We start from the raw sequence: 13,613 nt of genomic DNA, 5'->3' as shown, positions 1-13,613 counted from the left end.
AGATAAACGGAGAGGGGCATTATTTTTACCATATTGTTCGTATACCTTTTGCAAAGGAGAGTCTTCAGATGAATCATCAAATTCCGGAATATACATTGAACGATGGCTTGAAAGTGCCTGCAATTGGATTTGGTACCTATAGTTTAAAAGGTGAAGAAGGCGTTGAATCGATCGCGTCCGCAATGGATACGGGTTATCGATTAATTGATACGGCGTATAACTATGAGAATGAGGCAACGGTGGGCAGAGCAATCAAACAAAGCTCCATCGCCAGAGAAGAACTGCTCATTTCCTCGAAGCTGCCGGGGCGTTATCACGCTCATGATAAAGCACTTGTGGCGATCCAGGAATCCCTGTACAGAGCGGATCTGGATTATTACGACCTGTATCTGATTCACTGGCCCAATCCGAAAAAGGACATGTATGTCGAGGCATGGCAAGCACTGATCGAAGCCAAAAAACGTGGATATATACGATCCATTGGAGTCAGCAACTTCCTGCCTGAGCACAATGATCGGCTGATTAAGGAAACGGGGATAGCGCCGAGTCTGAATCAGATTGAGCTGCATCCGTTCTTTGACCAAGCCGATCAGCGGGAACAGGATAAAAAGCATGGCATCGTGAACGAATCCTGGAGTCCGATTGGACGTGGCAATGATGCCGTACAGGATATTCTGAAGGATGAGAACATTCTTCGGATTGCGGAAACGCATGGCAAAACGCCAACCCAGATCATTCTGCGCTGGCATGTTCAACTGGGTTCCATTCCCATTCCGAAAGCCGGCTCCTTGCAGCATCAACAGGAAAATATCGATATATTCGATTTTGAGTTGAGCACAGAAGAGATGCAGGTCATCTCTGCATTTAATCGTCCGGATGGACGTTTGTGGGATCAGGACCCAAGCGAGTACGAAGAATTTTAAAGAACGACAAATGAAGGGCTGCTCTCATGTCAGATATGACAGGAGGCAGCCCTTTATTGCTTTATTGTTGAAGCATATTAAGCAATGTTGCAGTTTTTCATGTTGCGTAATTTCTGTTTACTGTTCAGCAGGGATACGGAAGGTCAGAATCTCATACGGTTTGATATCAAAAGAAATTCGACCATTTTCCACGGCGCATTCCGCTTCGTTATTCTCGAGCAAATCACACGCGTACGCCGTAGCACCTGCTCCCTCAGGCAATTGCAGGGAAGCACGGCTGCGGCGGCCATGTGCTTCGTAGACTCGGATGATCATATCATCGTTGTTCTCGGCTTTTTTGATAACCTCCAGCACGACATTATCCTGATCGACCGATGCAATTGACCATGTTCCCGGCAACGTACCGGTTTGCGGACTTACTTCACGGGCAACCAGCGGACGGTTGAGATCATAAGCAGCTTGGATGACACGTCCTTCACGGAAGTCGCCCTGATGCGGATAGAGCGCGTAGGTGAATACGTGCTGCTCTTTGTCGGCATTTTCATTCGGGTACGTTGCGCTCTTGATCAGCGACAGTCGCATCACCGAGTTATGAATATCATATCCGTATTTGCAGTCGTTCAGCAGAGCAGCACCGTACCCGTTCTCCGCCAGATCGGCCCACTTCTGCCCGCATACTTCAAACCGGGCTTGATCCCAGCTCGTATTACGGTGGGTAGCACGCTCAACGTTGCCATACTGGATTTCGTAGACGGCCTTTTCACTCCAGATATCCAGCGGGAAAGCGGCTTTCAGCAGCAAATGCTCCTGCTTCCAGTCCACAAACGTACGGAAATCAATCCGGCGCGTATGCGCGTAGAAGATGATTGTCTGCTCAATGACCGAGTCCAGGAACTGTCGCTTCACTTGAAGCACGGAACGTACCGGCCCACTTTCAACCCACTCCAGCGACTGCAGGTCATTAATCTCCCACATATGCTGTTCATAATAATCGTCAATGTTCCATGCCTCGTATTCCGCAGGTCGATCCTCGAACACTTGCAGCACGTTACCACGCTTGCCAGACTGAAGCAGCTCACGGCCCTCCAGCTTGTCCCATACGGATGTGAACTCGGCACTTTCATTCAGGTGAATATTGTACCAAGGTGTATGGATGTGGCGCCGATCTGCTTCCCACTGTGCAACCGATACGCCCGCAACAAGCTCGTCTGTCAGATCTGGTGTGATTCGGAAGGATTTATACCCGGATGCAGGCACGTTCTCTGCAAGGAACACAAGTCCGCCTTCGGGAGTCCGCTGGCTTGGTACAGGGCGATCTCCATCATAGACGGTTACTTTTCTCGCAAAAGCAGGCAGTTCAACCACATCCGTCCGTACAAATCCGGTCGTGTTGAATACTACAATGGCTTCGCCATCAGATGTAATTTGGCTTGCAATGCCGTTCAGCGCACTGTCTTTCAGCTCATCCGTGACACGCAGAACTTCTTCATACTGCTCCTTGGAATCCACATATACCTGCTCAATGGAGCTGCCCGGGAGAATATCATGGAACTGGTTCAGCATCGTGAGCTTCCACGCATGCTCCAGTGCATCGGTTGGATAGGCCGCATGTGCATTCGCCTGACGATGAATCATGGCATATAGTTCGGCATCGGCCAGCGCAAATTCGCTATGACGGTTATACCGTTTGTTGCGCGCCATGGAAGTGTAGGTACCCCGGTGATACTCCAGATACAGCTCACCCGACCAGCGAGGAACGGAAGGAACATCAGCCAGATTTTGCTCCAGCTTCTCGAAAAACTCGCGTACAAAGGTGCGTTTCACCGCGGGTACACCCGGCAATCCGACATCGAGTCGTCTGCCATGCTCCAGCATCTCTTCGGTTGGTCCGCCGCCGCCATCTCCAAATCCGAAACATTGAAGCACATCTGCATTGATGTTTTTGTTCTGGTATCGCTGCCATGTACCTTTCACTTGCGAAGCATTAAATCGTCCATTATAGGTCGTTTCGAAGCGACGCTGCCTGAAATCAGGGTGTTTGTCATAGTCTGTTGCTGTGATAAAGTGGGTCAGGACCTCTGATCCGTCGATTCCTTTCCAGTACATCGTATCGTTTGGAATTTGGTTTGTATCATTCCAGGCAATTTTGGTTGTCATAAAATAATCAATGCCGCTCTTGCGCATAATCTGCGGCATCGCTGCACTATAACCAAATACATCCGGCAACCAGAGCACACGGTTCTCCACACCGAATTCTTCCTTGAAGAAACGTTTCCCGTATATAATCTGACGAATCATGGATTCACCCGAGATCAGGTTACAATCGGCTTCCAGCCACATTGAACCTTCCGCTTCCCAGCGGCCTTCGGCCACCTTTTCTTTGATTTTTTCATATAGGGACGGGTAGTCTGCTTTCAGGTATGCATACAGCTGGGGCTGAGAGGACATAAAGGTATACTCCGGGAACTTGTCCATCAGATACAATACACTCGCGAAGCTACGAATGACCTTCTCCCGAGTCTGATCCAGCGTCCACAGCCATGCCACATCGATATGCGTGTGTCCGATACAGTGCACGGTAGGGATGTGATCACCGGCAGGGCGGATATCACCATAGACATGATCTTGCAGATATCGGCGCGCTTCCAGTACCGACGCATGGAATTCTGCACTGTTTTCCTGACGCAAATCCAGCAAATTCACGGCTTTATTCAGATGTTCGACCAACTTCAGGCGCTCCAGATCATCCTCACGCAACAGATCCGCAGCATCCAGCGCAGCCTTGAGATCGTAATACAAATCGGAGACTTGCTGATGATGCTCGGCGATATATACATTTAGAAAAACATCCGCAGCAGACGTACTGCAATACGCATATAATGCCAGTTCGAATTCATCACCTTTTGCCGCAGCGGGTGTCAGGTCAATTTCCGTATGGTTCACGTCTAGACCGCAGATCAGTTCCCCATTGAGGAATGCTAAGAATTGCGGATTATCGTAATTCCAGATGTCATCAGCACCAGTAACGATGGTACATACGACCTTTTTTCCTTCCAGATGGTCCGGGATTCGAATGCGGGTTTTGAAGCAACTGTGTACATCTTTGCCACCCCAGCCATCACCCTTACGGAATACGTTCCAGGAGGAAGGGTCCTCATGCACCAGTTCCCAGGAGTGGTATCCACTTTCTTTATGATAAAGCTCAGGGATATATGTCTTTGAGGTTAGTCGTGCACGTTCCAAGTGTTTCACAATGGTATGGATTCGAGTATATAAGGAATTCATTTTCATGTTGGTTTCCCACCTTGGTTTGTAGTAAGTACAGGCTGTAGTCGTTGTTGGGGCGAAAATACTGCAAGCGCTAACATATCAACTCTATCATAACAAAAGAGAAATGGGCGAAACTACGTATTGTATGCTGAAAATAACGTCTTTTTATTGCATTTCATGCTAAAATAAAATCATTAGAATCAGGATAGGGGGCATGTCCATGACACCATCGGTTTTGGCATACGAGCAAGGATATGCGATCCATGTGAACCAGCCTGGAGATTCACTTTTTTATCATCTGGATTATGACGAGCGCTCCCATGAACTGAATATGGAATTTCAGCATTTCCATGATTTCTATGAAATCTGTATTCTTCTGGATCGAACAGCTGCGCACATCATTGAAGGCAGTTTATATGAGATCCAGCCTCTGGATATCGTTCTGCTGCGGCCTTCATTGCTGCATAAAACGCAATATCCGAAGGGTGCCCCGCCGAAACGATTGATGATCACCTTTGCCATGCCACGTAATACACCTGGTCTTGAGAGCGGTTACACAGAGCTGTTTTCGATTTTTAATAAACCGGTCCCGATATTCCGATTTACAGAAGAAAGACGCAAGGAAGTCCTCGCGCCGATCAATGATATTTTTGCTATATCGCAGCAGTCTTCTGTCCTTCAATCGGTTATGATTCATAGCAAGTTCGTGGAGTTTCTCTGTGCTCTTCATCGTTACTCACCAGAGAACGGGTATGTGCGTGAAGAGACTGGATCAACGATGTCCAGGCGCATGTATGCCATTGCCTCTTATATTCACAGCCATTATCAGCAGGATTTATCTTTGGACGAGGTATCCAAGCGTTTTTATGTAAGTGCCCATCACTTGTCTCGCCAATTCAATAAGGTTACCGGCTTCACCTTCACGGAGTATGTGCAGATGACCCGTATTCGGAATGCCCAGCAAATGCTGCTGAATTCGAGTGAGAAAATCACAGATATTGCTGCACAGTGTGGGTTCACAAGCTTTTCCCAGTTCAATCGCATCTTCAACAAACAGAACGGAATGTCACCAAGTGCATATCGCCGAAGCAGACATTCGCAGAGCGAGCGTGAAGTTATGCTTGTGGGTGAGAGACCCGAACCACTTGGGAGCCTAGAGTGAGAGGGACGAGGAGAGTGATGGACAGACCTATAATCTACTTAACATGTTACTCTTTTCTGAATAGAAGCTTTTTATAAAAGAAGGAATAGAGAAGAGAAATGGTATATTGTTTGGTCCATATATTTACGATTCAGCTAGGGACAAACCGCCATCATACATCCGATATACTTTGTCACAATATTCAAGCATACGCTCATCATGGGTAACCATAATGGCCGCCTTTTGGCGTGATTTCACTTCTTGCGCGATTAGACTAACCACTTCATGGGCTCGTTTGGTATCCAAACTGGCGGTTGGTTCATCGGCTAAGATGATGTTGGGATTATTCATTAAAGAACGAGCAATGGCTGTCCGTTGTTTCTCACCACCGGATAACTCTTCGGGAAAACTTTTTAACTTCAAACCCAGCCCCAGTTCTTCCAGCAGCTTGGTGGCAAATGCCTTATCCTCTTTTTTAATCGTCCCCGCCATCCTTTTTACAACTAGCAGTTGATCCAGAACATTTAGATAGGGAACTAGATTTGAAGATTGCATAATAAATCCAACTTCTTGCAGCCTTATATTAGATAACTCTTTCTCCGTAAGCTTCGAAATATGATTTCCGTTTAGTTGAATATCTCCTTCGGAGGCTTTCAGCATGGCCCCAGCAATAGATAAGAATGTACTTTTACCAGAACCAGAAGGTCCAACTACAGCAACAAACTCCCCCGGTTCCACGGATATGGATACATGATCAAGCGCGGTGATCCGATTGTTTCCTTCGGCATAATACATAGTCACTTCCCGCATGTGCAGTCCCTTACTCATTATTCAACCCTCCCGAGCGCCTTAAGCGGATCAATCTTAGTAATTTTGCGAACAGATACCAGCGAACTTAACATAGCAATAACCAGCAAGATAACAGAATAATTGAAGACAAGACTGGTTTCCAGCTTAAATGGCATTCCTTTTGGCATAATTGCTGCTGTCCCATAAGTCAGCAAGATTCCAACAACAATACTAGTCAGCGAAAGTACAAACACTTGCGAGATAATGGCTTTTCCCAAGAAACGGTTACTAGCGCCTATCGCTTTCATAATGCCAAACTGGTTGGTTTTTTGCATCGTAATGACATAGAAGAATACCCCGAGTACAAATGCAGAGATCGCTAGTAGAAATGCAAGCATCATCAGAATAGTTCCGTTCTCCTCTTTGTACCCTGGCATGCCTTGCACAGCTTCCGACCGGGTAACTGTATCCGTGCTGGATAACTCTTTATTTATAGCTTCTGGATCAATATTCTCGCCTTGTAACATGATCGCATTAACCGGTCCGGCAATTCCTTTATCTGAACCTGGAGCCGCGAAGGCAATCTTCCGCCATTCAGCCATTGGGGTAAATACGGATGCAACGTGGTTATACGTCTGATTCTCCACAAATCCGATAATAGTCAATGATTCCGTCGTTCCATCCAGTTGAAACGTGTCCCCAAGTTGATAGCCCTCATCTTTCATGGTTGAATTCACCACGACACCCGTAGGGTTCTCGGAAGACAGGCTTTCACCTTCTACAATAGCTGGTTCCAAAAAGCTTCCTGGGTCAATTCCTATAATCGCTATATCCACCTTATCTTCATTCTTGGTGCTATTCTCTTTCAGTGCCGTTGCCATCGTACTTCCCATGGGTGCAGCAGCATCCACATTAGGAAGTTGTTCCGCCTTCGCCACCAGTTGATCTGACAGCAGTGACTTGCTCATGGAAGACTGAGCTCCTTCTTCAAAGATGACATAATCAGCCTTCATGGTCTTGAATGTTGATGCAGCTAGCGTAGACAATCCATTTCCCAGACCGGATAAAATAAATACCAACCAAGCCATTAGTACGAAGATAATGATAATCATCAAAAACTTCATTTTACTATGCATTAACTCCTTCATCGCTAAAAACATGATCTGTTCAACTCCTTCTCTATCTTTTTTTTGACACAAGTGTCAATTTAGATGCGCGGCCACGCGGTCTTCATTATTAAACGATATAAATGACACTTGTGTCAAATTAAAGCCAAGAATAAAGTTAGCTCTTGGCTCCTCCGATCCACATTTGGAACAGCAGCTTTCCCCAATCAGGCGTAGGGATATTTAGCATATTAGGCGTATTAATTAAGTTAAAAAAAACACCAATAAGTACAGGTAGAGGAATATCTTGTCGCAGGGCTTGATTCTGCTGAGCGCGTTCAAACAAGCGTGATAATTGAATTTTTAGGGTCCTATGTGCTTCCTCAATAAATTCAAGATCTCTCGCTGCCGCAGCAGAATTAGTTGTATTAATTTTACTGGCATCTCCCAGAAGTTGATGGAGCGTAGATTCTTCTGCGTAGATCAGAAGCAGTTGCTCAAGAGCATCCATTGGATCAGTCTCATCAATGGCTAATGAATTCTCTAATACGGTTGCAATTGATCGCTTCATACAAGCAGCGACGATCTCTTCTTTATTCGCGTAATATTGATATATCGTGCTCCGGGCTCCGGACAGATGCTGTGAGAGCAGCTTGAGATGAAAACCGTCATAGCCATGCTCAAGTACTAATTTTTTAGTTGTGTCCAGTAGCTCTGTTTCAGTAAAAGATTGTTTTCGTCCCATTAAATCTCTTCCTTTTTATCATTTAAAATCGGTGTGAACTTCACGTAATCGATGTGTACTGCAGGTCTGTAGAAGTTCTTCACTTTACTTGCTTATTATGATCAGTTTAGCATATGTTTGATGGCCATAATACCAACCAAGACTATTGTTCTGGATAAATGGGCGGACGATATACAAAAGGCAAACCCTTGAACTTACAGAGGGTTTGCCTTTTTCTTTCTATTTATCGAATAACGAATATATACCGATACGAATACAATTGATCTTACGATCAGACTCACGCATGTACCGAATGAATCTTGATGTTATCCTCGATCCTTCGGCGCCAGCTCGATAGCAGAGCGAATGGCAGCCAGCATGCTTTTATCATCGGCGATATTTTTACCGGCGATATCGAAGGCTGTACCGTGGTCAACAGACGTACGGATGATACCGCCTTTCAGACCAACGGTGATGTTCACGCCTTCTTCAATGCCCATTACCTTGATCGGTGCATGGCCTTGGTCGTGATAGCAGGCTACGACGATATCGAAGTCACCGCGACCAGCGCGGAAGAAGAGTGTGTCCGCCGGGAGTGGACCAACGACGTTAATGCCTTCCTTCTGTGCACGTTCGATACCGGGCTGAAGCTTCTCTTCTTCTTCTCCATTACCGAACAAGCCGTTCTCTCCAGCATGAGGATTGATTCCGCATACGGCAACGCGCGGATTCTCAAAGCCTGCTTTTTTCAACGTATCATGAGCAAGCTTCACGACGGTGTAGGTTCTTTCCGGGTTAATACTTGCAATGGCATCGATCAGACCCATGTGTGTTGTCAGGTGAATAACGCGCAGATTAGGCGTGGTCAGCATCATCGAGAAGTCCTGTGTATCGGTCAGGTCAGCCAGAATCTCGGTGTGCCCCGGATACAGGTGCCCCCCTTGATGGAGAGCTTCTTTATTCAAAGGTGCGGTGCAGATGGAGTGAATCTGCTGTTTTTTGGCAAGATCAATGGCTTTGGCGAGAAACTGGAATGCTGCATCTCCAGCCACGGCAGATACTTTACCGTATTCCAGATCCGCAGGAACGAGGTTCAGATCAATCACATCCACAGTACCGAATTCATACTTGGCTTCAGAAGGCTCTTGAATCGCATTAACGTTCAGACTTGAACCGATGACTGGCAACACACGCTCCAGAATCTTTGCATCACCGATAACGAGTGGATTGCACTGATCGTACATTTCTTGATGACCCAGTGCTTTCATAATAATCTCCGGTCCAATACCTGCTGCGTCGCCCATCGTAATTCCAATTGTAGGTTTCATACGAGAATACCCCCTTTTAATTTTTGAATCGCATGGATAAAGACATCCGGTTTACCGAATCCGCCTGCTTTGGTAATCACATGCAGATCATCAATCCCTATAAACTTGGAGATCGGCACGCCGATTTCAAGCTCATCCAGCAACTCGAAGCCGCTAATATTCCATTTCAGACAGATTTGTTTTGCTGTATCGCCACCGGTCATGGATACCCCTTTGAACAATCCCTCTTCCAGCAGTTTGGCACAGATCTCACCCATCGCAAGTACAATCTCGTTGCTGACTTCCGTGTGATTGAGACCACGAATTTCGCCCGTTGCTCGTGCCAGTTCGATATCCACCTGTTCAGCGGTGGAGTAGAGGACAACATCTTGTCCTTCCAGCGCTTTGTCTCGAACCTCGTTATATACACGTTCCATCTCTTCCGCGCGGTCTGCGGTTGCGGATACCGCTTTGAAAGAATGGAAGGAGACTGAAGCTACGCGGGACTTGCGCATCAAGCGATGCAGCTGCTCTCGGGAGTTTTTGTTCACGCTGCCAACCACCGTTAGGATTGGACCGGGATTCTCCGGGATATCAAGTGACGAAGCCCTGGATTCCAACTCGTAATGTGCGGGGAGGTAATTGGCAATGCCCGCCGAACCTGCCCAAGTAAAGGTATACTCCAACTCGCGAGTCATCTGCAGAATCAGTTCCAGATGTCTTTCTTCGGTGGAGTCCACCATTACATACGGGATATTCTTTGTTTTCAACTGCTCTAGCTTGGTGCGAATATGATTCTGCCCGGCTTCCAGATCGGCGACGGTGATCTCGCCAACTTCGTACTTGGTCTGTTGTTTCAACAAGTCCGGAAGGTAGGAAATCGTTACAGGTGTCTTCGGATCATGGGCAATTTCAGTATCTGCCAGCGGAACGCCGTTCAGGTAATGAATTCCTTCCAATATCGTCCGGTTATTTTTTGGATAACCTGGGGCAATCATCATAAAGTCCGGCTTTACGACATCATATACAGCATCAATCTCGATACCGATATTACCGCGCATGGTGGAGTCCATTTTTTTGAAAATCGTCTCAAATCCGTTGTTCTTCAGCAATTCAGCAGCCCGATATACACGGTCATACGCTTCCTGCGAGGATATGGAACGACTATCTGTATCAAAGACGACGGCATCGTAACGTGTAAGAGGGCCTTCATCCATATTAAAAAGAACACTGGTCTTCAAGCCGTGACGGGCAAGCTGCACCCCGCTGTCATTGGCACCGGTCAAATCATCTGCAATAATGGCTAATTTCATGCAGTCATCCCTCCTTGTAAGCACAATTTAATAAAAAGTCCGTTCAGATCATCCATTAAGCACAGATTAAGCAAATTAAATCAGGTGATACCCATTTATGTGGTTGGTCGTTGATTGTATTTCTCGACTCCACCTGATTTCTCTAATCGTTTGGAGAGGAACCCGATGAAGATCGGCAACAGGATGGCTGTTGTTACAACGCTCGCTGCAATTTGCACCGTAGCAATCTCGGCAATTGGGCCAAATGAAGCATTAGCAGCCACGATGGCAGCAGGTGTACCTACGGCATTCCCGGCAGTTGAACCTTCGGAAGCACCAACGATAGGGTTCCAGCCGATGGCTTTAAAGAGCAGGAAACCGATTCCCCCCGTTAATAACACGGTTAACACACCCAGTAAAATTCCGCTAAGACCACCTTGAATGATGGAGGAGAAGCTAATGTTCATACCCAGAGCAAATGCAAAGAACGGAACAAGTTTGTCACTGCCTTTATGCAGCCATTCCGCCAGATTGCGGTCCAGATTACCAATAATGACACCAACGATGAGTGGAAGCAATACCGCAACAAAGGCCATAGGGGAAAACATACCGTTTGCAAAACCCATCGCACCAAAGATGGAGAGCGCTACCATGGTCAGGAAAGGACCATCACTGAGAGCGAGGAAAGGGTAGGCTGCTTTGTCATCTTCTTTCCCGTATTGGCCGGCGAGAGCAATGTACAAACCGCCATTAGAGTTAGTCATCGCAGCAATAATGGCAAGCGGGGCCAGACCGAGAAATAACCCGTTTGAATCCGCGAACAAAATAGCGATAAAACCAAGGGCTGCACCAATCACCCATTTGAACGTAAGCAAGGTCAAACCTTTGCCGACAGAGGAACCTGCTGTTTTAAACGTAATCTGTGTACCCGCAATGAACAGGAATAGGGCAATCAACGTACTGGCACTGTTAACAAAAAGTGCTTCCGTGAATCCGCCAATGCGCAGGGCATTCGGGAAGAATGTATTAATGGTTGCACCAAGTAACAGGGGAACGACCATCATACCGCCAGGGATGCGATCTAAAGTTGCTTTAATGTTCATAGTAGTAGCTCCTTATGAAGTAATCGTTTTTATGAAGCGCTTGCAGGGATTATATTATCCCATATCGTTTAATATAGCAACAATAAATTATTGTAAATTTTAAATACGCTGTTAACTGTTTAAAAATGCAACACATAAAAGCGATAAAAAAGACGCAAACTTAAAGTTAATCTTTAAGTTTACGCCATAATGTGGCCCGGTTAATCCCCAGACGCTCTGCGGCCTTTGATTGATTGTTATTTTCCTCCTGAAGCACGAACTGAATAACTTCTTTCTCAATCTCCTTCAGCGTACCGTTCAACTTCATTGGGCTTGAAGAAGGTTGCTGATCCAGCAAGCGGGACAAGGTAGCCGTGGTGATTACATAATCTTGTTCGTTGAGTGCAGCCTGCTTGATCAGATGTTTCAGCTGGTTGACATTCATATGTGTGATCTGATCTTGGATCAGCTGTAGAGCATCTTCTTTGATTCTCACCGCAGTAGTTCCGTATTTGTGGTAGTAATCCGTCAGGAAATGCTGCATCAGTGGAGCCAGATCCTCCGGTCTATCCGCAAGATTTGGCATCATGATTGTATTAAGCTCCAGATCAAGTGACCACTGCGGGTTCAATATCTGTTCCCCGAGTATAAACACACCTATTTGGTTTTGAAGGCAACTCTGGATAAAGGCGAGCAACTCCGGATCTTCCATACGTGTTTCCATGTGGTTAATCTCTACATTTCTAACCTTGGCGAGTGGTATCTTGTGCAAATGACCGGGCGGAACTTGTGAGAGATCCATCTGTAATAAGAGTCCGCCACCGGAGTACATCTGATGAATATGTTTGACCAGAAAAGATTTACCGGAATCCGCTTCACCCCGCAGATAGATCGGTTCATGATTCTCGTAGAGTGCCCGAATGTTCTGTAATACCGCCTGCATGGCAGGGGATTCGGCAACGATAGGCTCCATCGATGCGTCCGTAAACGTTGTGATGCCGAATTGTGCAAAGGCATAGGGTTGTCCTTTTTCCAGCATATATACCTTGTAGTTCTTGTTGTCCAAGGTCGTTTCATAGGCGTTAACCGTAAGTTGATAATCGTCCACCATAAACACATTTTGGATCTGGGATTGATGGAATTCCAGACTGGTATTGGTCAGATATATGTGATTATCGGTCAGCGGATTTTGCTCAAAATCGGTCAGGTTCTCAAATACAACCTCATTCCGTTCATTTAAAATAACTAAATTGGGATGTTCCCGTGTAACCAGGTCATTCAGGATGATCGATATCGCATGATTTTTGCTCAAATAACGATAGACCAACTGCGCATCCTCCATCGCTCTAAGGATGGATTCCTGGCCGGATTGGATCAACAATCCCTCCAGACCATAAGTCTTCGCGGTGTTGACGGTGATCACATCTCCGACAATCTGTCGGTACCCGGAAGCTTTCAACTCCAAGAGTAATCGTGCCACATCTTCCGAGCTATGTATGGTATAGACCTTGAGGGGCAGATCCATCAGATCAATAATCGATTGTGCACCAGAGGTGATGTTGGAGAAGCCAACAATAGCTGTTTGGCCGTTAAACTGGCTTGCTAGTGTAAGTGAACGAATCATATCATAGCCCGATAACTGCACATCAATGACGGGAATGGTCACTGCTTTTTTAATGAGTTGGGCGGTTCCGCCGCGGCTGATGATAATCTCTGCACCGTTTTTCTCAGCTTGAGTTGCTAATTCCACACCGTTTGCCAAGTCGCCCACGTCCGTCTGAATGGTTAACTGGGGAAAGCGAGGAATGCACTCTTGTATAATAGGAATCATCGATTCGTAGGGAGCAATAAAGTGAACTCGTGTACGCATAATTTTCCTGCCTTTATAGAAAACTTTGATCCCCTTATTATAGCCAACTTGCGAAGGAATGGCACCTATGGGGGAACCAGCCCTGTTGTGTCTGCAAAATACCTGTGTT

At 46.3% G+C, this 13,613-nt stretch carries 10 protein-coding genes; 2 read left to right on the top strand and 8 right to left on the bottom strand.

Annotated elements, in window-relative coordinates; translation table 11 throughout:
- The first annotated feature begins 68 nt into the window (after positions 1 to 68).
- Positions 69 to 923 carry an aldo/keto reductase gene (locus MKY28_RS25085; RefSeq protein WP_036616272.1) on the top strand — a complete coding sequence of 285 codons (855 nt, stop codon included), beginning with the start codon at positions 69 to 71 and terminating at the stop codon, positions 921 to 923.
- Between the two features lie 117 nt (positions 924 to 1,040).
- Here the strand turns inward: MKY28_RS25085 and MKY28_RS25080 are convergent, their stop codons facing one another.
- Positions 1,041 to 4,214: an alpha-mannosidase gene (locus MKY28_RS25080; protein ID WP_051447420.1), complete on the bottom strand. Its 3,174-nt coding sequence runs from the start codon at positions 4,212 to 4,214 to the stop codon at positions 1,041 to 1,043.
- Between the two features lie 199 nt (positions 4,215 to 4,413).
- Between MKY28_RS25080 and MKY28_RS25075 the strand changes: the two genes are divergently transcribed.
- Entirely contained in the window at positions 4,414 to 5,355 is a 942-nt protein-coding gene (locus tag MKY28_RS25075) for an AraC family transcriptional regulator (protein WP_076320061.1), read from the top strand.
- Between the two features lie 123 nt (positions 5,356 to 5,478).
- Here MKY28_RS25075 and MKY28_RS25070 read toward each other — a convergent pair whose 3' ends face one another.
- The 7 genes from MKY28_RS25070 to MKY28_RS25040 all read right to left on the bottom strand — a co-directional run bounded on the left by MKY28_RS25070 (position 5,479) and on the right by MKY28_RS25040 (position 13,504).
- Entirely contained in the window at positions 5,479 to 6,162 is a 684-nt protein-coding gene (locus MKY28_RS25070) for an ABC transporter ATP-binding protein (protein WP_076320062.1), read from the bottom strand.
- Positions 6,162 to 7,283, bottom strand: coding sequence for an ABC transporter permease (locus tag MKY28_RS25065; RefSeq protein WP_076320063.1), 1,122 nt, complete (start codon positions 7,281 to 7,283; stop codon positions 6,162 to 6,164). The genes MKY28_RS25070 and MKY28_RS25065 overlap by 1 nt, the downstream gene beginning before the upstream one ends.
- A 124-nt stretch (positions 7,284 to 7,407) precedes the next feature.
- Positions 7,408 to 7,974, bottom strand: coding sequence for a TetR/AcrR family transcriptional regulator (locus MKY28_RS25060; RefSeq protein WP_076320064.1), 567 nt, complete (start codon positions 7,972 to 7,974; stop codon positions 7,408 to 7,410).
- Between the two features lie 305 nt (positions 7,975 to 8,279).
- A complete protein-coding gene (pdxA, locus tag MKY28_RS25055) occupies positions 8,280 to 9,281 on the bottom strand; it encodes a 4-hydroxythreonine-4-phosphate dehydrogenase PdxA (RefSeq protein ID WP_036616286.1) in 1,002 nt (333 codons plus the stop codon).
- The gene (locus MKY28_RS25050; RefSeq protein ID WP_036616289.1) at positions 9,278 to 10,573 is read right to left on the bottom strand and encodes a four-carbon acid sugar kinase family protein; all 1,296 of its coding nucleotides are present in this window, start codon (positions 10,571 to 10,573) and stop codon (positions 9,278 to 9,280) included. Before MKY28_RS25050 ends, pdxA begins: the two co-directional genes overlap by 4 nt.
- Before the next feature lie 95 nt (positions 10,574 to 10,668).
- Positions 10,669 to 11,655 (bottom strand): 2-keto-3-deoxygluconate permease, encoded by a 987-nt coding sequence (locus MKY28_RS25045; RefSeq protein ID WP_036616292.1) that lies wholly within the window; start codon positions 11,653 to 11,655, stop codon positions 10,669 to 10,671.
- Between the two features lie 166 nt (positions 11,656 to 11,821).
- Positions 11,822 to 13,504: a sigma-54-dependent transcriptional regulator gene (locus MKY28_RS25040; protein WP_036616294.1), complete on the bottom strand. Its 1,683-nt coding sequence runs from the start codon at positions 13,502 to 13,504 to the stop codon at positions 11,822 to 11,824.
- Positions 13,505 to 13,613 lie beyond the last annotated feature (109 nt).

This window comes from Paenibacillus sp. FSL R5-0473, from assembly GCF_038004565.1.
In the GTDB taxonomy this organism is placed as follows: Bacteria; Bacillota; Bacilli; order Paenibacillales; family Paenibacillaceae; genus Paenibacillus; species Paenibacillus amylolyticus.
This window is presented reverse-complemented; position numbering and strand designations above follow the sequence as displayed.